The following is a 20,684-nucleotide window of genomic DNA, read 5'->3' on the forward strand; positions in this document are numbered from 1 at the left end:
CCCATTAAATATAGATTTTGCATTTTTATAGGTGAAATATGAATCTGAGTTTCTTAAAAACGAATGAGTGAATATATTTGTCGATAAAAAAGCAAGACGATTTTTTTCGTCCTATTTTCTTGCTCTTTTAAATAGAACATCTCTATATACATGAGCTATCAGCTTAGCTTCTTTTACCCCAAAAACATCTACCAACTTACGGTAGTCATTCATGGTTCTAAGCATTATAAAACAATCATCCATTGAAATATTTTTATTTCCAGAATTGGCAAGCCTAACTCTATTAACTAACTCCTTCTTACCATTTTCAGTGGCATCACTCCCAATAAAACCGATAAATGCAGGCGCCGCATAATACTCATCTTTATCTTTACTATATATTTCAATTTGAATTTTACTTAAAAAACCAAAATCATTCCAGTTATCATAGTCTGGATAGATCATTATATAACTAACGGATCCAACTGGGTTAACATTTCTTTTTTCAGAAAAAAACAACGTATATTTCTCATTGTCTATTCTTATCATCATTCATCACCATACAGTATGTTACTATTAAAGGGATAATTAATTCACTTGCATAGAATTTTATTAAATTTCGCATTGAAATAAAGACTAAAAAAAATCCATCTTAATGTCTAGGAAATTGATAAACAAAGATGAATAACTAGACGGCGCGCAATGCTATCCCCGACTCGCCTGCGCGCTTCATGTGTCGCTTTTAATGCAGTTGCATGATCCGGCAAGATCCGCGCCAGTGCTGGCGCTGCGGGGGTAAAAGTCACACCGGAGCATCATTCAAATTCATGCGATCTATGCATGCACTCAGCAACATAGTGAATTGAAACTCACGGGGCAATAATAAAGAATAATATAATATCTAATCAAAACTCTTCGTTTTTAGCAGCCAAAAAATCACGGTATTTTGTATCGTAATATTCTTGCACCCTCGATGGCATACTCAATCTAAATTGTTTTGTTGTCGTATGCACCACAATTTCCCCCTCTCCTAACTCCCCATCCCCAAAAAGTAAGTTCAACTGCTGCATCAAACGAAGATGATTCCCAAAATCAGAATTTATGAAAAAACTTGCACGTTCGCCATGGTCAACTAAAGCAATCGGCAATTGGCTTCCAGTACGCTCAAGGGCTTCATTTGTAAGATGAATACCCACATCAGGCTTTAATGAAAAAATAAGCGAAATAGAAGTAATTTGGCTTCGTATTTTTTTCTTATTGGTAACATTTACAACCACATGCTTGATATCGCTACCATAGCGCACCCCAATGAATGAGTTAATCGATAACTCTTCAACGTTCTCTTTCTTAGCTTGCAGCGCTAAAATTAAAGAAACGCCTACAGCAGCAAAAGCCCCCACCCCAGCAAACCACGAGCCTAGCATTGATAAAAATGGGATCGTGACTGTTTTAAACACTTCGTTATCAGTCACTCCAGTGTTTAAATATCCAACTAACAATCCTATGGCAAAAAAAGTAACAGCGATTGAACAATAAAAGACAAGATTTAAATTAGGTTTCATATTCCGCATGCCCATGCAATGATATACACATCTTAGCTATTATATTTTACAATCCTAAAGATTATAAAACACACTCCCTTTATATAGAGATAGTCAATGATAACAGTCTGCTATTTTTATAATTAAAAATCAATCCTCATGTAATAAACTGAGAAATAGATGCGTTTTGATTGTTTTTTGAACTGGCACCATTTTTTATCTCTTCAACCAGTTCTGAAATCCATATCAGTGCAATGTCTTTGTCTTTCGCTTGGCTCTCATAACAAACCCCCAGACGGGCGATGAGTTCAATTCTTTCTAAAACAACCACTTCATCCACTGCTTGCACCCTTTCCCTCCGATGCTAAACTACTGTATGCATACACAGCACATACCTATCAGATTTAATTGCGCAAGAAATTATTGGAAGCCCGCCCAATCGCTAACCGCCGGATAGTGCATTGAAATAACACCGAATTTGACTTTAGCGCCGCGCGCCAGTGCCTCAAGTTCCCAGCGCGTCGGCTCGATGCGATGGAGTGCCAGTTCTAAGTAAATTCTGGTTACGCGATCGCGCTCGGCGGTGGTCAATCTGGCCGATGCAGCAGGCTCTATGCGCTTATATGGATCGATTCCTCTTTGCTGCCTGTTTATCTGCGGGGCATTTGCCCGTAAACGCGTCATTACAGACCGTGCAACGGTCATGTCATCCCAGTCAATCTGGGTTTCAGGTGCATGATCCATCACCGCCACGGCCTCTACAGGCTCCCCACCCTGCTTAATTTCGGCGCCATCACTCCCGGTCAACCCACAGTTATTGACAGGACTCCGAGGCGCGCCGGAAGCGCTTTTCAAAGTCAAAGGCTCAACGGCAACAGCTTTCGCGACGATGCGCCATTGCGTGGTGCGGGTTTCATAAACACGATCGGCGCCGATATGCGGGGCAAAGATCCCCGCGATTTTCTGCACCTCTTCATCATAGGCGTTGCGCTCGTCGGCAACCCGGCGGGCCACACGCACAGTCTGATCGTCGCGGGCAACGTTGGGGCCACCCTGCGCCAAAATATAATCGGCAAAAAGACCGGCGTCGGCGGCAGCACGTACCGCTTCCACCCTTTCGTCAAACTCCTCGGCCAGACTGACAAAGCGGATCTTGCGACACTCACGCCATGCCCCGCGCGACGGCAGGCCGATAAAGTGAAATTGAGGGATACGCCACGTTGGCGCCCACGCGGTGACAGCCGCGGCCGTATCAGTCAACAGCTCGCCGGTTTCATGATCGCGTTCACCTTCCAGCGCGTAGCCGTCGATGTTTTTTGCAATGTATTTAGCGATATAGCCCCGCCGCACCGCCTCTGTTCAGGTGCTTACAGTCAAAACGATTTTTAGCAGCGCCGCGTTCGTCGCCATCTTCAGCCATGGCATAACGGCGCATGATGTCGATCACCTGCTGGCGCTGTTTTTTGGAGGTAAATAGCATCATATGCCAGTGCGGCGTCGCATCATGGTGCGGTTCGACAACGCGCACGCCGTAGACTTGCAGGCCCGCATCTTTAAACGCCGTGCGGATCTTGCTAAACAGCTTCACAAGATAGCGCAGGCCGTCTTTTGGCGTGTAGGCTTCATCGTCCCACTTGTGGTTAAAATGCACCTTCGGGCTGTTCTTGCCGACGGCGCGCGTCGGGTGATATTTGGATGGGGTGGTGAGGCCGCTGCTATCCCTTTATCGCCACGGATAGCAGCGGCCTGCTCAACACCGGCAATCATCGTCATTAGCGAGGAAATCGGTTTTTTTGTTGCCTGGAACAGACTCCGATGGCCGCCGTTACTTACCTCACCATCAGGCATAAAGCATCCTGCCTCTGAGTGTCGCTTACGCCAGCATCCCATCAATGTGCAGGTTTCAACATAGAAACGCTGCTTGTGGGTTCGCCACTGTTCAAAGAGATGGCGTCACAAACGGTACTTAACAACAACACTCTCGTCGCTGTCGGCTGGGTTCTCTTTGGTGGCTCATCCCGTCATCTTCCTGTATGTCATCACGTCATGGTACTGCACCGGAAGAAGACCAGCATTGTCCCCCATAAGAGCCGAGGCGAACTAATTCACCTGTTTTATTTTTTCTTTAATTTTAATTAGCTTTTTTATATACGCATTGCTCTTATCCCCTTTAGCTATTTCCGCAGAAATCAAAGAAAGGAAGCTGTCATTAAAATCATCTTTGGCTAATGGGTTAGCTCCATGAGCCAAAAGAACCTCAATATGTTCTGGGCAACTGTTATACAGCGCATTAATTAATGGCGTTCTGTTCATAGCTCCTTTGATATTAACATCAACTTTATAGTCAATAAGCACCTTCAATGTTTCGGTATTCTTCGCTTCAAAACTTTCAAATATAATAGGTTGATTATGAACCTTATCCCTAGCATTTGGAGAGAGTCCGCCCTCTAACATAGCCTGTATCCAGATGCCTTTATCCGCTTTCATAACAAATTCAGCGGGACTACCCGGCGTGTTAGGTTGAGGCTGTAAAGGGTCTGCACCGGCCTTTACCAAGTCAGTGATAATTTTCAGCCTTTCAGGTGTGGTTTTGTCATAGATGGCATTGTTTATTGCCCAGAACAATAAGGTCATTTTTTCCTTAGCTGGACGATTTAAGATCTCTTTGTTTACTGATGACAAAAGTTTATCCAACTGCGGCCTGTCACCATCATAAATGGCTTTTGCAATGTCCAATTGCTGACCGTCAAAATAATCCTGTGGTTGTAAATCCATACCTTGTTTGCACCCCTGCATGATGAGCATAGACACTAGCATCGTGATAATGAGTATGATTTTTTTCATATTCGTCCCTTGATTGTGGCAATGTCATCGTCTTTCTCATTTTCAATGCATTGTATCGCCTGGTCTATACCGTGCTTATCCAGCAGTGAACCTGTTCCACCGGGAAGCGTGTGCTTTACTCCCACGGCGTCAGGCGCCAACATGGATAACCGCTCTTTCGCCATCACCGCCGGGGGATAAAATTTAAGGTCTTTGGCATCCTCCCACAAATCAACCTCCTGCAGCTTGGTCAACAGCTCCCCTTTTACGCGATATGCCTGAATATTATCGGCTCTGCCTATTATCGAGCCACCGTATTTTTCTACGGTTCCCGCGTTCAGGCCTGCTGCATTAAACGTCCAAGCCGGTTTGCCACTGGCCATGGAGGCCGCAGATGCCATGCCCCCACCCAGCGAATGGCCAGATATCCCAACATCGCCTTTAATTGCTTTACCGATATTAACCGCTTTTTTGTAGTATTCAGAATTAAGCCCTATTCCCTGAGCACCATTATTTGTCCAATCGCTCAGGTTTTTAATCCCTGACAAATCGCCGTTCAATAACGCTTTCTGAGCAGCCTTGCTTATTCCCTCCGGGAACTCGGGCGCACGCGATCCACGGAACACCACCGTCGGACTCATCGCTTTACCAAAGACACTCTCGTCTGGCTGATAAACTCGGGCTAAAAAATCAGGATTCATTGGTTTGTCATAAAGCATTTTACTATCCAGACCAAGCCTATTTAAAGCTCGCTCGTCATTACTGATATCTTTCCAGCCCTCTGGTACTCCAGGTAGTTCGCCAAGTGAATCGGTGGTCTTGTAAACATTCTCAGCCAACTTCGCCTTTTCGACCGCGACGTTGTTCTCAGCCAGGCGCTGTGCCGCCATGCGCGCATCCGGGTAAATGCTGCGGTTGCCTCGCCCTATCAGGTACTGGCGTTCTTGCCAGCGTTCTGCCTTGGTCATTGGGCGGATGGCCTGCACCGTGGCGGCAACGGTTGCCACTGCGGTAGCAATGGCTTGCTGCAGAGGGGGATTCCGGGTCGTATTCTGCCTCGCCGGCAGCACCGTCGGTTTTGCCCGGTGGCCATAGCGGCTGACCATTTCTTCATAGCGGGCGATCACGCGCCCGGTAGGATATAAGGCAGGAAGAGAGCTGCCTGGGTAGCGCTGTAATCGGCCTTCCGCGTCGATGTAAAAGGCATATTTCGTCGGCGTCCAGGCACCCATTCCCTGATCAATCGCCAGCAAGCCGCCCCGGTTGATCTCATCGAGTACGCTGCGCTTCATAGCCACGTCCTCACGATAACCGGTGACGCCAATCCCGGATTGAGTATTGCGGGTAATCGGATACCGGCTGCTTATCGATATGCCGGCTGCGCCGCCGAACAAATAATGCCGTTCCAGCTCATGCCGCGCTGCTGTCGGGTTAAGTATCCTGGAAAAGCTTTCCGGCGCCGTGTGTTCAAAGGAGAAATGAATCAGTTTCATACGGTGCCTGCCCACTCGCAGGGTTCCGTGGTCGGCACAGGCGCACCATCATCAAGCAACTCGCCAGGTGTGCGGCTGTTACGGGGCTCGTCGAGCGTTAGCGAACGATAACGCATTGGATATCCTTATCTTCTGTGTCATTCCATTAATAGGGAATGCGCAAAATTATCACACTTCAGTAAAGATTTCTTTGCTCTATTTCTATACGCGCGCATCCTCTCCCATCCATGCAGCTGCGTGCTTCCTGTGCATTTGTGAAGAGGTATTGGCTTGCGTATTTCGTTGCCATGTCGCGCCTAAAAGCCACGTCCGAAAGCAATCAGTCGAGTGTCAAAGATGCGGGAATGATAAGGAGACAGGAAGGAGAAAGGCTCCGCCAACCGGGAATGGCCAGCGGAGCGGCGTCAGGCGGCGGTTATTTCTGCTCAGCCTGGCTTACGGTATCTTCGGCTTTCCAGATGCGGTATTTCACTTCCGCGTCTTTCGGCGCATACACCACGATCGGCAGGCGGCTGTTGTAACGCTGCATCGCGGCGTCGCCCAGGTTGGCGGCGATGAATTGCTTGGTCTTGGTGTTGTCCGGGCAGGCCATCATGGTCGAGGCCGGTTCAGACAACTTCTCCAGCACCAGGTAGTCGTAACCCCAGCCGGACAGGGTTTTGGTCTCCAGCGTGCCGCCGATCATATGGCGGTTGCAGTCCACTTCCAGCGTCTTGCCGATCAGCAGTTCGACCTTGTAGTTCTCTTCGTGCTCTTGCTTCGGCAGGTAGATCACCTGGCGATTCATGCCCTTCTCGGCTTTCGGGTAAGGCGCGACTTTTTCCAACGGCTGTTTGCTCATGTCAGCGTCATCGCCAGAGGTCGCCGCCATAGCGCCGGCGGAAACGGCCATCAGCAGGCCGGAAAATACAACGGATGCCTTGTTCATGTTTTATCCCTACACTTTTTGTCAAATAATCCGCCTATAAACTAATACACTACCGCCACGCTCGCCACAAGTTTAATCTTCTTTACAATAGGCGATAAACAGTGACAATCGCCTGATATCACCCATTAACCGGAGCAATACCCCAAAAAACCGCCGATTAAGACGAGAGAAACACGCGCTGACCGGCGCCCAAGCGGAGGGTTCTCTTGCCGCAGGACTAAGGTTTTCTTAAGACAGAATTATTACAGTGGCGCTATTCAATCCTGTCACCGAGCCTGCGCGTGAATCCAGAATCGTCATTAAATCAATCCTCAACGGCACAGCAAATTAAGACAACCGCCCTTTACTCCCTGCCGACATCCTTTTACCGTTGGCAAGTTTTTGGCCTGCTGATCAGCGGTTTGGTATTCCTGTGGCTCTCCCGCAACGAACAGCTGGACTGGGCGATCAGCAATTATTGGTACGATGCCGCCAGCGGGCATTTCCCGTGGCAAAACAACTATTGGCTGGATCTGATCAATCACCGTCTGTTGAAGCAGATAGTGATCGTGGGAGCGGTGCTCACGCTGTTTTGGGGCATCTATCGCCGCAGCGCGCGCCTGATTGTCAGCATGCTGCTTCTCGGCATCGGCCCGCTGGTGGTGGGCATTCTCAAGGCCACCAGCGCGCACTCCTGTCCGTGGGATCTGATCGAGTACGGCGGCAAGGCGATGTCCTTCCCTTTATTCGGCGCGGTACCGGCGCTGCCGGGCCCCGGTCGCTGTTTCCCCGGCGGGCACGCCTCGAGCGGTTTCGCGGTCATGGCGTTATTTTTCCTGTTTTATCCGCAGCGCCCGCGCCTGGCCTAGTGCTGCTGGTGCGGCGGCATTGCGCTCGGCATGTTGATGGGCTTTGGTCAGATCATGCGCGGCGCACATTTTCTTACCCATAACCTGTGGGCGGGTTGGTGGGTTTGGTTAAGCCAGTTGGCTATTTATTGGATGATTAGCGGCTATTGGCGCCGCAAGATGAGGTAACGGTTATGGAGCAGTTAAACCATGTTCTTTTCGCCTGGATCAATGCGACCCCGGCATCTCCCGAATGGATGATCGATTTCGCCACCTTTTTGGCGCGCGATCTTATCATTATCGTGCCGCTGCTGATCGTCGGCCTGTGGCTGTGGGGGCCACGAAGCCAGCTGGTTTCACAGCGCGAAGTGGTGGCGAAAACCACGATCGCGCTGCTGTTCGCCATGCTTGCCGCCTCCGCTATCGGCGCGCTGCTGCCGCATGAGCGTCCGTTCGTCGCCGGCGTGGGTTATACCTTCTTGGCGCACGCGCCGGACAGCTCGTTCCCCAGCGATCACGGCACCGCCATCTTTACCTTTGCACTGGCGTTCCTGTTCTGGCACCGGGTCTGGTCCGGCGCGCTGCTGATGATTGTCGCCGTCGGCATCGCCTGGTCACGCGTTTACCTCGGCGTGCACTGGCCGCTGGATATGGTCGGCGGTTTCCTGCTCGGCCTGGTCGGCTGCCTGTTCGCTCAGCTGGTATGGAATCTGTTCGGTGATGTCCTCGCCGACAAGCTGTCGCGTCTGTATCGCTTCCTGTTTGCCTTCGCCATTCGCCGCGGCTGGGTGAAAGAATAACCGCATAACATGACAGGGGCGTTACCGCCCCTGCTTTCACACCACGCCGGTGGTCACGCAAAACGCCCGCGTTTTTCCCGCTCCCAGCATCAACCCCTCACCCTCTGGCGCATTCGGGCGGCAGTTCGCCGGCTGGATAAAAGCCAGCAGCCGCCTGTTGCCCTGGACAGCGATGCGCCGCAGGCCATAGTTGAATTGCCCGGTGGCAAAACGCGTCACATAGCGCCGGCCTTGCGGCGCCAGCATAAAGAACTCGGCCTGATCCACGTAGCGCGTCAGATCGTCGGAGCACAGCAGTTCCTGCCCGATCGTATCCCCTGACAAAGCCGGCGTCGGCAGGTTCTGGCGGAATACCGCGTCGGGAATGCAATCATAGTTGAGGCGGCAAACATAGCGCAGCGGCTGCGGCCGCTCGCCCAGGTTGGTAATCTTCATCTCTATGGCGAACTGCGCGCTCTGGGCCGCCAGACGCAGCGCCGGGCCGATGCGCCAACGCTCGCCCAACCGCTCGCCTTCACCGTGCAACGTCAGCTCATCGCCCGCCAGCTGCAGCCACACGCGTTGCATCTGGATAGGCGCGCCGTCGTGACCCGGCCAGGCGGGACAGAACGCGGCGTCGTCAGCGCGCTTTCTTCCGGCGCCCCGCGCGCTGCGGCGGCCCGATTTCAGCGAATGACCGTCAAACTCGGCGTCCCAGATCGCGAGGCCCTGATACGGTAAAACCCTCAGCGCGCCACGGCAATTCGCCAGCGTCAGCATCAGCCCGCGTTCTGCGCAGCGATGCGCGCTCACCGCGAAATCCGCGTTGCGGAACAGTTCCTGCCGATGCGTCCCGAAAGCTTCAGGAGCCAGATCGATGTTGATCTCCATCTTTTTTCCCCTCGACGTTTCGCCCGTGCAGGCCGCGAGCAGCCACTGAAAATGTTATTAAAATAACAAATAACCCTCCCCTAAGTTATACAGATAACAGTGAAGTAACTATGATCTCGTCGACATTTTTCAAATCCCGCTAGGTTTATCGATGTTGAAATGTTATTATTTTCACATTACCTATCCATGATCTTTTCTCAACTTCACTAAGGAACCGCGATGACCACCGAAAGCATCGATTACGCCAGCTATGTTGACCACACCCTGCTGGCCATGGACGCCACCGAAATGCAGATCGCCAAACTGTGCGAAGAAGCGCAGCAGCACAACTTCTATGCGGTATGCGTCAACTCCGGCTATGTGCCGCTGGCGGCCCAGCTGCTGCAGGAAAGCACCGTGAAAGTCTGCTCGGTGATCGGTTTCCCGCTGGGCGCCGGCCTGACCGTCGCCAAAGCCTTTGAAGCCAAAGCGGCGATCGCCGCCGGCGCGCAAGAGATCGACATGGTGATCAACGTCGGCTGGTTGAAAAGCGGCCTGCTGGACGAAGTGAAAGCCGACATCGCCGCCGTGCGCGAGGTTTGCGCGGCGATCCCGTTGAAGGTAATATTGGAAACCTGCCTGCTCAGCGATGCGCAGATCGTCCAGGTTTGTGAAATGTGTCGCGAACTCGATGTCGCCTTCGTGAAAACCTCCACCGGCTTCAGCACCGGCGGCGCTCGGGAAGAGCACGTCAAACTGATGCGCGAGACCGTGGGCAGCGAAATGGGCGTGAAAGCTTCCGGCGCCGTGCGCGATCGCGCCACCGCCGAGAAGATGATCAAAGCCGGCGCCACGCGTATCGGCACCAGCTCCGGCGTCGCCATCGTCTCCGGCGCCCAGCCGGCGGCGGGCAGCTACTGATCGTCGGCTCGCCCTGACGGGCATGGCCATACACTCCGATGCGGGACAATACGAGCGGCTGATGCGGCCCGATATTGCCCCGCATCGTTGTGTTTAGCGTCGGAAATGCCGGCTCGCCTTTTATCTCTATTACCTGTGGGAAGACGGATCTATGGAAACGCGGCGCGAAGAACGTATCAACCGGTTAGTTCAGGCGTTAAAACGCGCTGACAAGATCCACCTGAAAGAAGCCGCCGCGCTGCTGGGGGTCTCGGAGATGACCATTCGCCGCGATCTGAGCGCCGAACCGGCGGCCGTGGTGTTGCTCGGCGGCTACGTGGTGACCGATCCGCGCAGCAACGGCGTGACCAACTACTTCGTTTCCGATCAAAAAGCCAAACAGGTCACGGAGAAACGGCGCATCGGACTGCTGGCAGCGCCGCTGATCAATGAAAACGACACGGTGTTTTTTGACTGCGGCACCACCACCCCGGCGATCATCGACGCCATCGCCGACGAGTTGGCTTTCACCGCCGTGTGTCATTCGCTGAACACCTTCCTGGCGCTGCAGGACAAACCGAACTGCAAGGTGGTTCTGTGCGGCGGCGAGTTCAAGCCGAACAACTACATCTTTTCCAGCGTCGGCGGCCGCAACGAGCTCGATCACATCTGCCCGAACATCGCCTTTATCTCCGCCGCCGGCCTCAGCCTGCAGCACGGCGCCACCTGCTTCAACTTCGACGAGCTGGAGATGAAGCATCGCGCCATGGCGATGGCGCAGCAAAAGATCCTGGTGGCAGACCACAGCAAGTTCGGCAAAACCAAGTCGGCCTGCATCGGCCCGCTGACGCAGTTCGATCGGGTAATCACCGATCGCCAGCCGGGCGCCGACTTCCTGGCGTTCTTCAACGACAACGCCATCGCTATCCGCTATTAATTCGCCTTCAGCGCCGTCATAACCGACGGCGCACCGCGTCGATATCCCTCTTTCCCCGCCGGAAAATGAACAAATAATGCGCAATCAATTCGCGTTTTTCACTTATCCGCACGCAACATCAGGTTAATAAAATGCAACAGCTCACCCGAGTGATTATTTTTTCGCAGGCTAAACACGCGGTCGGCTGGGTGAATTAACGGCTATTTATGGCTTTTATATGATAAATCGTGCCAAAGGCCAGGAAGTTTAAATAAACGGCGGTTTACGCGATTGCAGCAAATCTCACCAATACCTGTTAGGTATCTGTTATTTATATGATGAATGGTTACGCATTTTTATCCGCTAACCACGTAAGTAATTTCCCTTCGTTACTAGCGGTGAATTTTAAATAAAAACCATTAAAAACAAAAAGATAAATTCAATTTACCTTAAAAACACAATGTGATCCACATCACTAAAACTGCTTAATCCGGGTTTTTAGCTAGATCCAAAACCACGCATAAAATATATTGCTCGGCTTGCTGCTGGGCACAGCGCCTTATCCGGCTAATTATTGTACAAGCCACATAATCGCAGAAATTTTTATGAGAGCGTTCTCAGCACAAAATCTTACACAAATGTGCAACAAATGCGCGAAAAATCGATGAAAAGGCAGATAACTGCACATATTACGCATTTGAGAGCAGGATCACGGTTGTTTCTACTGTAAATCGTTATCTTGCCGCCAACAAAAATCGACAGGCAATGACCTGTCGGCAGCGGTAACGACTTTTATCACCCGTGAAGGTGAAAAGTCTTTAGTGAATTACCCGGCGCTGTGCCTTGGTAATGAACGCAATAAACAACCAGGGGGACGCCAAAACATCCCCGCAAGCAACACCTGATTCTTACCGCAAGCGTTGCCTGAATAGGACGTTTGACGGTTTAACCTTAAGTTTTGCCTTTTAATTTTAAATTCGTGTTCACTTCGGAGATATTTATGGACACTACACAGACCGGCACAATTGCCTCTGCGGCCTCGGGCTCCAGCAGTACCTGGCGTAAAACGGATACCATGTGGATGTTGGGCCTGTACGGCACCGCCATCGGCGCAGGCGTCCTGTTCTTGCCCATCAACGCCGGCATCGGCGGTTTGATTCCTCTGATCATCATGGCCATCATCGCTTTCCCGATGACCTTCTTTGCCCACCGCGGCCTGTGCCGTTTCGTTCTGTCCGGCAAAAATCCCGGTGAAGACATCACCGCCGTGGTGGAAGAGCACTTCGGCATCACCGCCGGTAAACTGATCACCCTGCTGTACTTCTTCGCCATCTACCCGATTCTGTTGGTTTACAGCGTGGCGATCACCAATACCGTCGACAGCTTCATCACCCACCAGTTGGGCATGACGTCGCCGCCGCGCGCCATCCTGTCGCTGATCCTGATCGTCGGCCTGATGACCATCGTGCGCTTCGGTGAGCAGGCCATCGTGAAAACCATGAGCATCCTGGTCTTCCCGTTCGTAGCGGTGCTGATGCTGCTGGCGGTATACCTGATCCCTAACTGGACCGGCGCCATCTTCGAAAACGTGTCGCTGTCCGGCAGCGGTACCGGCATGGGTCACGGCCTGATCATGACTCTGTGGCTGGCGATCCCGGTGATGGTGTTCTCCTTCAACCACTCGCCGATCATCTCCGCCTTCGCCGTCGCCAAACGCGAAGAGTACGGCGCGGACGCCGAGAAGAAATGCTCCCGCATTCTGGCTTACGCGCACATCATGATGGTGCTGACCGTGATGTTCTTCGTGTTCAGCTGCGTGCTGAGCCTGACGCCGGAAAACCTGGCGGAAGCCAAGGCGCAGAACATCTCGATTCTGTCTTACCTGGCTAACCACTTTAACAACCCGATGATCGAGTACATCGCGCCGGTTATCGCCTTCGTCGCCATCACCAAATCGTTCCTGGGCCACTACCTGGGCGCCCGTGAAGGCTTCAACGGCCTGGTTGCCAAGTCAATGAAGAGCCGCGGAAAAACCGTCAGCACCGCCAAGCTGAACCGCATGACCGCTATCTTCATGCTGGTGACCACCTGGATCGTCGCCACCCTGAACCCGAGCATCCTGGGCATGATCGAAACCCTGGGTGGCCCAATCATCGCCATGCTGCTGTTCCTGATGCCGATGTACGCCATCCGTAAAGTGCCTGCCATGCGCAAGTACAGCGGCCACATCAGCAACGTATTTGTGGTTGTGATGGGTCTGATCGCCATCTCTGCTATCGTGTTCAGCCTGCTCGGCTAATCACGTCCGGCCGGCGCCGCTGCGCGCCGGCCCTCCCGCACTGCCCCCATTTCCCGTATTCACCGCCTGAAACCTGAAGAAGGAGGCGAGACCATGGTCAGCGTTTTCGATATTTTCAAAATTGGCATTGGCCCATCCAGTTCTCACACCGTTGGTCCGATGAAAGCCGGCAAACAGTTCATTGACGATCTGATCGCCCACCAGCAGCTGCAGGACACCACCCGCGTGGTGGTCGACGTGTACGGTTCGCTGTCGTTGACCGGTAAAGGCCACCATACCGATATCGCCATCATCATGGGCCTGGCCGGCAACCTGCCGCACGACGTGGACATCGACAGCATTCCGGGCTTTATCCGCGACGTCGAACAGCGCGGCCGCCTGCCGCTGGCCAACGGCCACCACGAGGTGGATTTCCCGCAGCATGGCGGCATGAATTTCCACGGCGATAACCTGCCGCTGCACGAAAACGGCATGCGCATCCGCGCCTTCGCCGGTGAACGCTTGCTGCACAGCAAAACCTATTACTCGATCGGCGGCGGTTTCATCGTCGACGAAGAGCACTTCGGCCAGTCCGCCGAGGGCGCAACGCCGGTGCCCTACCCGTTCAAATCGGCGCACGATTTGCAGCAGCATTGCAAAGAGACCGGGCTGTCGTTGTCCGGCCTGGTGATGCAGAACGAGCTGGCGCTGCGCAGCAAAGCGGATATCGACGCGCACTTCGCCGACGTCTGGCAGGTGATGAGCGCCGGTATTGAGCGCGGCATCAACACCGAAGGCCTGCTGCCCGGCCCGATGAAGGTGCCGCGCCGCGCCGCCGCGCTGCGCCGCATTCTGGTGACCGGAGACAAGAACAATATCGACCCGATGAACGTGGTCGATTGGATCAACATGTTCGCGCTGGCGGTCAACGAAGAGAACGCCGCCGGTGGCCGCGTGGTTACCGCCCCGACCAACGGCGCCTGCGGCATCATCCCTGCGGTGCTGGCCTACTACGACAAGTTCATCCGCCCGGTGAACGCCAATTCCTACACCCGCTACTTCCTGGCGTCCGGCGTGATTGGCGCGCTGTACAAGATGAACGCCTCGATCTCCGGCGCCGAAGTGGGTTGCCAGGGGGAGGTGGGCGTCGCCTGCTCGATGGCGGCGGCCGGGTTGACCGAGCTGCTGGGCGGCAGCCCGGCGCAGGTGTGCATCGCGGCGGAGATCGCCATGGAGCACCATTTGGGACTGACCTGCGATCCGCTCGCTGGTCAGGTTCAGGTGCCTTGCATCGAACGCAACGCCATTTCCGCCGTCAAGGCAGTCAATGCCGCGCGCATGGCGATGCGCCGCACCAGCGAACCGCGGGTTTGTCTGGATAAGGTCATCGAAACCATGTACGAAACCGGCAAAGACATGAACGCCAAGTACCGCGAAACCTCACAGGGCGGGCTGGCGATCAAGGTCGTGGCCTGCAACTGATCGCCACGGCAAGGCACTTAAGGCGCCGGCCGGTCCGATTTGGCCGGCGCCGTCTCAATGCCGTTCCTTCCCTGCCGCAACGCCCGGCTGAATGCCGGTTCGAGCCCCATGGCGCCGGGACGGGCGCTGTGTCGCAGCCACCCATAAAGCTCGGCATTACGCCGGAATCCCATTTTGCGCATAACGCTCATCTTGTGGTTGCTGACGGTTTTCACGCTGATGTCCAGCATCCGTGCGATTTGCGTCACCCCCATCTCCCGCGTCATACAGCGCATGATCTCCTGTTCGCGCAGCGTCAGGCCGCGGTGCTGGCATATGCAGTTCCTGCCACAACCCGGCCTGCCCGGCCATTTGCTGCGCCGTTCCAGCTCGGCGCTCACCTGATACAGCGCCGAGACCAACGGCGTATCGTGGTAGATAACACCGGCCTCCAGCGCGCAACGGTTCCCAACGGTGCGCTTATGCCGCCCCTCCGGCGTTCGCAACGAGAAATACAGCGTTTTGCGCCCCGCGGTCTGCGTCTCAAAGAAGTGACAAAAACAGCTTTGCACGCCGGGAGGAAAATAGCAGAACACCAGATCGGCTTCGTGAACCTGCTGCGCATCCAGTAACAGCGTGCGCTTGCCGTAAGTGCTGAAGTGCAGCGCCAGAGCCTCCTGCCAGCCGGCGCTGAAGTAACGGTTTTCATCAAATAGCGCGATTTTTATCATCGTGTTCATCCCTGCCCTCCCGCCGTTCCGGCTTCCCGTTTAACCGCCTGGGCGCCCTTTGCCGGCGCCTGACTGTTGTCGATGCGTAATTCATAAATCATGGTGGCGTTAGGTGGCACTTTCGGCGGGTAGCCGGTTTCGCCGTAGGCCAGCGCCGGCGGCACAACCATCGTCAGCGAACCGTGGTTGTGCAGATGGCTTATCGCCTCCCTGAACAGTGGCGGATACTCGGACAGCGGTTGCGACAGCACCTTGCCGCTCAGTTCCATATCCTGGATCACCGTACCGTCGGTCAACTTCTCCTTCACGACCACATCGACCACCGCCGTTGGTGCCAGCGCGCCCTCCCCGGCGTAATCCACCCGATACCAAAAGCCCATCGCCGACTGCTTTACGCCCTTTTGTTGACTGAATCGCGCCAGGTAATCTTCATCACGCCGCCGCTGTTCGTTAACGCGTTTCTCACGCGCGGCCACGGCGGCGGCATCCGCCTGCGCCGTCAGCGCATCCAGTTCATCCGGCGGCAGCCGCAAACGCCCCGAGACGCTATCGATGACGCCCGCCAACAGGCTGTCGCGGTCCACCGGTACGCCCCAGCTTTGACGCGCCGCCACTACCCCCTGAATGTCCCGCCCCAGCGCACTGCCCGCCGCATAGGACAAACGCTTGCGTTCATCCTTCAACTGCTCCGGCGTCACTTCCCATTGCAGCCGCTTATGCAGCGCCAATAGCGCTTCGCGCGTCTGCTGGGTCACTTTCTGCTCAGCGGCCCGCTTCTGCTCGCTCTCTTCCAACGCGGCGCGCAGAGCGTGCAACGCCTCCTGGTGCTCGCGTTGGCGTTGTGCAAGCGTCTGTGCCGATGCCTGCGCGGCAGATTCCAGCTCGGTAACGCGCCGTTCGGCCTGCGCCGCCGCCGCTCTGCTTTTGGCGGTTTCCTGCGTCGCCTGACGCAACAGCGCCTCGGCGCGCTGCGCATCGGGCGAACCGCGCCAGGCGGCGCCCAGCCCGGCGATCCACTGCTGAAGCGTTGACGAGTCCGGCAACGTCGCGACGGATGGCGTCGCTTTCTCCGCCCGCAACGCGGCGAGTTCCTGGCGCAACATCGTCAGTTCCATTCGCTGACGCGCCAGCTGTTGATCACGCGCCAATAATTCCTGGGTCAGCGTAAAAGCTTTGGCCGATGAAGCAGGCTGGTTGGCGCCCGACGTGCGCTTTGCCGGCTCAGGCCTTTTTTGTCCCGCCCCGCGGTCGGCTGGCGCCGCTTTTTCGTTCGTCGGCACGGTGTTTTGCCGTTGATACTGCTCGGCAAACTGCAGCAGCGCCGGCACGCCGTCGTCCGCCAGCGCGACGCCGGAGAACAGCAGAGCGACGCAGCCCAGCAGGCGCAGCCTCATTTAATCTGCTCCCCGCGATCCGCCAAGCCGGTCAACACCGCCTGATTCACCCCGGCGCACAGATAGTTGACCTTGTAGCGATACAGCGCATCCACCGTCGCCTGCGTTTCGCCGTTTACCCTGGCGCGCAGGCTGGCGTACTGCGAAGCGCCGCTCATCAGGCTGTCGAAGGCCTGCTTATAGCGCTGATACTGTTTCTCGTCGATCGCGCGCAATGCCCCCAGTTGCTGCTGGCACTGCTGCAGCTGCTCGGCCTCACGCTGCTTGCGCAAAGCCTCTTCTGACGGAGGTTGCACAACCTGATTTTTAGTGTTCACGGCGGGCTTGCCCGACTTTTGGCTTTGGCAAGCGGCGGCGCTCAACGCCAACAGGCACAGCAGCCCCATGCGCAGGGCGTGATTGACGTGCTTTCTCATCATTGCGTTTCTTGTCCTTGTAGACGCTTATTCGTATTCCAACGTAAAAGTGGCCACCGCGCTGAAAGTGCCGCGGCCGATGGACTTCGTCTGGATAGCCTCCGGCTCCCCTTGCACATAGGCCTGCAGCGTAAGCGTGGTGTTGCCGGCATTCAGGCGGAATTTATCGCTGGCGCGATTGAGCGGCAGCGCCTTGCCGCTGCTGTCCTCCAGCCCGATGCCGATCCCCGACGCCAGGCTGCCGGCATCCAACGCCAACAGGCCGGGCAGTTTGGCGTTCTCGGTGCCGGTAAACGTGATAGCCACCGTATTGCCCAGGCTGAGATCGCACTCGGTCAGGTGCAACGCGAAGGTTTGGCTGTGGGAGCGGGTGTTCAGATACAGGTATTTGTCAACGATGGTGCCGAAATCCAGCGGAATGTCCTCATCCCCTGGCTGAATGACGCACGGCTCGGCCACCAGCGTGCCGTGAAAGCGCATGTTTTCCGCCGCAGTCGCCGACTGCGCCATTATGCCGGCCGCCATGACCATGCCAGCCCCCAACAGCGCGCTCCGGCGCCGGTTCGTCTCTGTCGCGCGCATGACGCCACTCCCTTTGGTTGCGCTTGCGCCGACCGGGCGCAAGCGGCGTATTAGTCGTAGTAAAGCCGGAAATCGATCGCCGTACGGTAAGCGCCGGCGCTCAGCGTCGCCGGGGTGCGCACCGGCGTCACCGTGTACATCAGGGTGTTTTGTCCCGGCGTCAGCAATACCGGTTTGTTACGCGCGCCGAGGCGCACAGGCAGGCCGGTGGCATCTGCCAACTGCAACCCCAATCCGGTAACGCCGGCGACCCTGACCAACCCCGGCGCGTCGTCATCCGTCGGCGCGGCAAACGCCACGGACACCGCAGGCTGGCTGCCGCTCCAGGCCAGCACTCCGGTCCAGGCGTCGCGGTTGCTCGCCGGCGCCCGCAGACAGTCTTTCAGCGTCAGCTCGAACGCCACCGGCGTGCCGCGATCGCCCGGGCGCTGGAAGTGCGCCGTTCCCGTCTCACCCAACCACACTTCCTGACGTGCGGTGGTCATTTCCAGGCTGCAGGCGCTTTCCGTCAACGCGCCGTAGACGTGGAGCGTGCCGTTCGCGCCCTCCACGTCCCAATTGTCTACCGCGCGGGCCGGCGGCATCAGCATCAGCATCGCGCCCGCCGTCAGCGGCACCATCAGCGCGGCCAATACCGTCAGGCCGATAGTGCGTCGCTGATGACGCTCATAGGCCTTTCCCAACAGCATGGGGATCTTTCGTTGCATGATTCGTTCACTCCGCTGTGTTCACTCTGTCTTTCCTGCCTGCGCGCGGCTCGTCATTTGGCGGCCGGCACGGCCTGGCAGGCATTGCCGGCGCAGCGGAAGTTCAACTGCGGCCGCCCGCCGTAATCGTTGATGTACGCCAGCGACGGCGCGTTGCCGAGGCTCGCGGCGGAGACGTTCAGCGGGGCATTGGCCTTCGGCGCCACCATCAACGGTTCAAAGCCCGCCGCCCCTTTCCCGCCCTTGCCGGCGCTCGCCTCAACGATCGTCACGTAGTACGGGGTCGGGTTGTTCACCACGTACTTGTCACCCTGCCGGGTCAGGGTCAGCTGCTCCTGCCACGGCGCCGCATTCTTCTTCGGGGCGAGCGCCGCCGGGCGATAAAACATTTTGATGCGCGTCTGCAACGCTATCTGCAGCGTATTCGGCTTGTTGCTGCGCGGCGGGATTTCACGCAGGTTGAAGTAATACAGCGTCTCCCTGTCCTGCGGCAGCTGACGCGCGGCCGGCAGCGACTGGATCTTCACCTGGCTCGGTTTGCCCGGCTCCACCCGCTGCACCGGCGGCAACACGGTGAAAGGGCTTTGGATTTTGTTGCCGCGATCGTCTTCGATCCACCCCTGCGCCAGATACGGCAACTGTTTGTTCTGGTTACTGATGTTGAGACTGACCGTTTTCAGGTCGCCGTCGAAAATCACGCGCGTGCGATCCAGCGCGATAGCCGCATGAGCGGGCAGGCCGACCGCGCCGAGCGTCAATGCGGCGGCGAGCGGGCCCACAAGGGAAACGGTCTTTCTGGTCATAGTCAGATTCATCATGTCTTCACGGTTCCAGTCGGCCGAAGGCGGGCAATCCCGCTCCGGCGGTTTAGCGGCGGAGCGCACTCCGCCGGGTATAAGTCAGTTGGCGTCAGCCGCCGGCTTGTTGCCGGCAAGAGGACGGCAAGGCAGCAGCAGCGTGTTCATCAGCATTTCGGCCGGCAACGGCGCCGGCAGCTGGATTTCACACTGCGCCGCGCCGTTCCAATGCACGCTCATGCGCTCGCCGGGGTTGAGGCCAGACAGGTAAACGCTGCCGCCGTCATTGATGATGCCGGTCTCCTGTTTACGGGCATTCAACACCGTGGCGCCGAATGGAGGCTCGCTGCCGTCCGCCAGTTTGACGATCGCCATCGCCTTCTCGCCGGCAATCACCTCAAACTTGCGGTAGCCGATGGCTCCCTCGGTCAACGTGGCCTGCACCACGGAACGCGTCGCCTCGACGTTGTCGCTCAGGCTGTTGAGATCAATGCTGGCCTTATTGCGGTAGTAGCTGTTTACATCCGCCACCACCGCTTTTCCGTAACGGTTGGTCAGCACCGTACTGCCGTAGCCGCGTACCGGCACGCCGGCGACGCCTTCGGTATCGAGCAGCAAGCGTGTGCCGCCCGGCGTATTGACACGGTGCAGCACCGCCCCTTCCGCCGCCATCGTCAGGCCGCCCTGCGCGCCGATGCCGACGGCGCTATAGCGGCCGGCCTGGTAGCTGGCGTTGGCGTTGATCTGCGCCATATCGCCCTGATGGCTGTAATAGCCGCTGGCCGTCGCCCCGCTGCGTGCGGCGCCGGCGCTGATCTGATAGTTGTTGTGTTCATCGACCCGGTTGTAGTAACCGACCCGGTGGGCGTTCTCTTCGCGATCGAGCGTCATGTTGTAACTGAGCGTGCCCGCGCTGCCCCAGGGCAGCGACAGCGACAGATACATCCCGTCGTCATTGCGTTCGTTATAGCGGTTGCGATAGGCCGACAGCGACACGCTGACGCTCTTGAAATCGCCGATATCGAAGTAGCGCGATACCATCAGGTTGTAACGATCGTTCGGCGCCCGATCCCAGTAGGTTTGGTGGCTGTAGTTGAGATAGGTGCTCAACCCCAGATCGCGGAACTGTTTGTTGAAGGTGATGGTGTACATTTCCTTGCTCTTGCCGCTGCGTCCTCCTTCGTAACGCGCATCGAGGTAGTCCCCCATGCTCATGAAGTCCTCCTGGGAGAAGCGGTAGCCGGCGAAGGTGATCTGGCTGT

At 56.0% G+C, this 20,684-nt stretch carries 19 protein-coding genes and 2 pseudogenes; 6 read left to right on the top strand and 15 right to left on the bottom strand.

Features of this window, described 5'->3' with window-relative positions:
- Window positions 1-111: 111 nt before the first annotated feature.
- The 7 genes and pseudogenes from ADK28_RS23085 to eco form a co-directional block, all read right to left on the bottom strand.
- Window positions 112-531 (bottom strand): hypothetical protein, encoded by a 420-nt coding sequence (locus ADK28_RS23085; RefSeq protein WP_152929739.1) that lies wholly within the window; start codon window positions 529-531, stop codon window positions 112-114.
- A gap of 353 nt (window positions 532-884) precedes the next feature.
- Window positions 885-1,541, bottom strand: a complete 657-nt coding sequence (locus ADK28_RS23090; RefSeq protein WP_152929740.1) for a hypothetical protein — start codon at window positions 1,539-1,541, stop codon at window positions 885-887.
- A 136-nt stretch (window positions 1,542-1,677) separates the two neighbouring features.
- Window positions 1,678-1,860 carry a hypothetical protein gene (locus ADK28_RS30510; RefSeq protein WP_075202130.1) on the bottom strand — a complete coding sequence of 61 codons (183 nt, stop codon included), beginning with the start codon at window positions 1,858-1,860 and terminating at the stop codon, window positions 1,678-1,680.
- A gap of 80 nt (window positions 1,861-1,940) precedes the next feature.
- A pseudogene (locus ADK28_RS23095) lies at window positions 1,941-3,228 on the bottom strand (replication endonuclease); the annotation flags it as partial.
- 392 nt (window positions 3,229-3,620) lie between these two features.
- Window positions 3,621-4,364, bottom strand: coding sequence for an ankyrin repeat domain-containing protein (locus ADK28_RS23100; protein WP_048796778.1), 744 nt, complete (start codon window positions 4,362-4,364; stop codon window positions 3,621-3,623).
- The gene (locus ADK28_RS23105) at window positions 4,361-5,836 is read right to left on the bottom strand and encodes a phospholipase A(1) (protein ID WP_048796779.1); all 1,476 of its coding nucleotides are present in this window, start codon (window positions 5,834-5,836) and stop codon (window positions 4,361-4,363) included. Before ADK28_RS23105 ends, ADK28_RS23100 begins: the two co-directional genes overlap by 4 nt.
- Window positions 5,837-6,251: 415 nt before the next feature.
- A complete protein-coding gene (gene eco, locus ADK28_RS23110) occupies window positions 6,252-6,764 on the bottom strand; it encodes a serine protease inhibitor ecotin (protein ID WP_048796780.1) in 513 nt (170 codons plus the stop codon).
- A 350-nt stretch (window positions 6,765-7,114) separates the two neighbouring features.
- On the opposite strand from eco, the pseudogene ADK28_RS23115 reads away from it, so the two are divergent.
- Both ADK28_RS23115 and ybjG read left to right on the top strand, forming a co-directional pair.
- A pseudogene (locus ADK28_RS23115) lies at window positions 7,115-7,780 on the top strand (phosphatase PAP2 family protein).
- Window positions 7,781-7,785: 5 nt separating this feature from the next.
- On the top strand, window positions 7,786-8,391 hold the full coding sequence (ybjG, locus tag ADK28_RS23120; protein WP_028127970.1) for an undecaprenyl-diphosphate phosphatase: 606 nt from the start codon (window positions 7,786-7,788) through the stop codon (window positions 8,389-8,391).
- A 36-nt stretch (window positions 8,392-8,427) separates the two neighbouring features.
- Here ybjG and ADK28_RS23125 read toward each other — a convergent pair whose 3' ends face one another.
- A complete protein-coding gene (locus ADK28_RS23125) occupies window positions 8,428-9,261 on the bottom strand; it encodes a hypothetical protein (protein WP_048796781.1) in 834 nt (277 codons plus the stop codon).
- Window positions 9,262-9,480: 219 nt separating this feature from the next.
- Between ADK28_RS23125 and deoC the strand changes: the two genes are divergently transcribed.
- From deoC to ADK28_RS23145, 4 genes are all read left to right on the top strand, one after another.
- Complete coding sequence (gene deoC, locus ADK28_RS23130; RefSeq protein WP_016928371.1) at window positions 9,481-10,161, top strand: deoxyribose-phosphate aldolase; 681 nt, start codon at window positions 9,481-9,483, stop codon at window positions 10,159-10,161.
- A 151-nt stretch (window positions 10,162-10,312) separates the two neighbouring features.
- On the top strand, window positions 10,313-11,077 hold the full coding sequence (gene deoR / locus ADK28_RS23135) for a DNA-binding transcriptional repressor DeoR (protein ID WP_048796782.1): 765 nt from the start codon (window positions 10,313-10,315) through the stop codon (window positions 11,075-11,077).
- A 979-nt stretch (window positions 11,078-12,056) separates the two neighbouring features.
- Window positions 12,057-13,355: an HAAAP family serine/threonine permease gene (locus tag ADK28_RS23140; protein WP_004938697.1), complete on the top strand. Its 1,299-nt coding sequence runs from the start codon at window positions 12,057-12,059 to the stop codon at window positions 13,353-13,355.
- Window positions 13,356-13,448: 93 nt separating this feature from the next.
- Complete coding sequence (locus tag ADK28_RS23145) at window positions 13,449-14,816, top strand: L-serine ammonia-lyase (protein WP_048796783.1); 1,368 nt, start codon at window positions 13,449-13,451, stop codon at window positions 14,814-14,816.
- A 17-nt stretch (window positions 14,817-14,833) separates the two neighbouring features.
- On the opposite strand, the gene ADK28_RS23150 is transcribed toward ADK28_RS23145, so the two are convergent.
- From ADK28_RS23150 to ADK28_RS23180, 7 genes are all read right to left on the bottom strand, one after another.
- Window positions 14,834-15,535, bottom strand: coding sequence for a helix-turn-helix domain-containing protein (locus tag ADK28_RS23150; protein WP_102025902.1), 702 nt, complete (start codon window positions 15,533-15,535; stop codon window positions 14,834-14,836).
- A complete protein-coding gene (locus tag ADK28_RS23155; RefSeq protein ID WP_048796784.1) occupies window positions 15,532-16,920 on the bottom strand; it encodes an FKBP-type peptidyl-prolyl cis-trans isomerase N-terminal domain-containing protein in 1,389 nt (462 codons plus the stop codon). Before ADK28_RS23155 ends, ADK28_RS23150 begins: the two co-directional genes overlap by 4 nt.
- Window positions 16,917-17,339 (bottom strand): hypothetical protein, encoded by a 423-nt coding sequence (locus tag ADK28_RS23160; RefSeq protein WP_048796785.1) that lies wholly within the window; start codon window positions 17,337-17,339, stop codon window positions 16,917-16,919. Before ADK28_RS23160 ends, ADK28_RS23155 begins: the two co-directional genes overlap by 4 nt.
- Window positions 17,340-17,363: 24 nt before the next feature.
- Window positions 17,364-17,918, bottom strand: coding sequence for a fimbrial protein (locus tag ADK28_RS23165; RefSeq protein ID WP_028127969.1), 555 nt, complete (start codon window positions 17,916-17,918; stop codon window positions 17,364-17,366).
- Between the two features lie 50 nt (window positions 17,919-17,968).
- Entirely contained in the window at window positions 17,969-18,607 is a 639-nt protein-coding gene (locus ADK28_RS23170; protein ID WP_048796786.1) for a fimbrial protein, read from the bottom strand.
- Window positions 18,608-18,678: 71 nt separating this feature from the next.
- Window positions 18,679-19,443, bottom strand: a complete 765-nt coding sequence (locus ADK28_RS23175) for a fimbria/pilus periplasmic chaperone (protein WP_079451001.1) — start codon at window positions 19,441-19,443, stop codon at window positions 18,679-18,681.
- A gap of 81 nt (window positions 19,444-19,524) precedes the next feature.
- Window positions 19,525-20,684: fimbria/pilus outer membrane usher protein (locus ADK28_RS23180; protein ID WP_048796787.1), on the bottom strand; the 1,160-nt coding region annotated here is incomplete at its 5' end.

It is taken from the genome of Serratia sp. 506_PEND, from assembly GCF_001076875.1.
Lineage (GTDB): Bacteria > Pseudomonadota > Gammaproteobacteria > Enterobacterales > Enterobacteriaceae > Serratia > Serratia marcescens.

Coding starts and splice junctions, on each gene's coding strand:
- ADK28_RS23085 (WP_152929739.1), bottom strand. CDS start 531: ATGATGATAAGAATAGACAATGAGAAATATACGTTGTTTTTTTCTGAA.
- ADK28_RS23090 (WP_152929740.1), bottom strand. CDS start 1,541: ATGAAACCTAATTTAAATCTTGTCTTTTATTGTTCAATCGCTGTTACT.
- ADK28_RS23100 (WP_048796778.1), bottom strand. CDS start 4,364: ATGAAAAAAATCATACTCATTATCACGATGCTAGTGTCTATGCTCATC.
- ADK28_RS23105 (WP_048796779.1), bottom strand. CDS start 5,836: ATGAAACTGATTCATTTCTCCTTTGAACACACGGCGCCGGAAAGCTTT.
- eco (WP_048796780.1), bottom strand. CDS start 6,764: ATGAACAAGGCATCCGTTGTATTTTCCGGCCTGCTGATGGCCGTTTCC.
- ybjG (WP_028127970.1), top strand. CDS start 7,786: ATGGAGCAGTTAAACCATGTTCTTTTCGCCTGGATCAATGCGACCCCG.
- ADK28_RS23125 (WP_048796781.1), bottom strand. CDS start 9,261: ATGGAGATCAACATCGATCTGGCTCCTGAAGCTTTCGGGACGCATCGG.
- deoC (WP_016928371.1), top strand. CDS start 9,481: ATGACCACCGAAAGCATCGATTACGCCAGCTATGTTGACCACACCCTG.
- deoR (WP_048796782.1), top strand. CDS start 10,313: ATGGAAACGCGGCGCGAAGAACGTATCAACCGGTTAGTTCAGGCGTTA.
- ADK28_RS23140 (WP_004938697.1), top strand. CDS start 12,057: ATGGACACTACACAGACCGGCACAATTGCCTCTGCGGCCTCGGGCTCC.
- ADK28_RS23145 (WP_048796783.1), top strand. CDS start 13,449: ATGGTCAGCGTTTTCGATATTTTCAAAATTGGCATTGGCCCATCCAGT.
- ADK28_RS23150 (WP_102025902.1), bottom strand. CDS start 15,535: ATGAACACGATGATAAAAATCGCGCTATTTGATGAAAACCGTTACTTC.
- ADK28_RS23155 (WP_048796784.1), bottom strand. CDS start 16,920: ATGAGGCTGCGCCTGCTGGGCTGCGTCGCTCTGCTGTTCTCCGGCGTC.
- ADK28_RS23160 (WP_048796785.1), bottom strand. CDS start 17,339: ATGATGAGAAAGCACGTCAATCACGCCCTGCGCATGGGGCTGCTGTGC.
- ADK28_RS23165 (WP_028127969.1), bottom strand. CDS start 17,918: ATGCGCGCGACAGAGACGAACCGGCGCCGGAGCGCGCTGTTGGGGGCT.
- ADK28_RS23170 (WP_048796786.1), bottom strand. CDS start 18,607: ATGCTGTTGGGAAAGGCCTATGAGCGTCATCAGCGACGCACTATCGGC.
- ADK28_RS23175 (WP_079451001.1), bottom strand. CDS start 19,443: ATGATGAATCTGACTATGACCAGAAAGACCGTTTCCCTTGTGGGCCCG.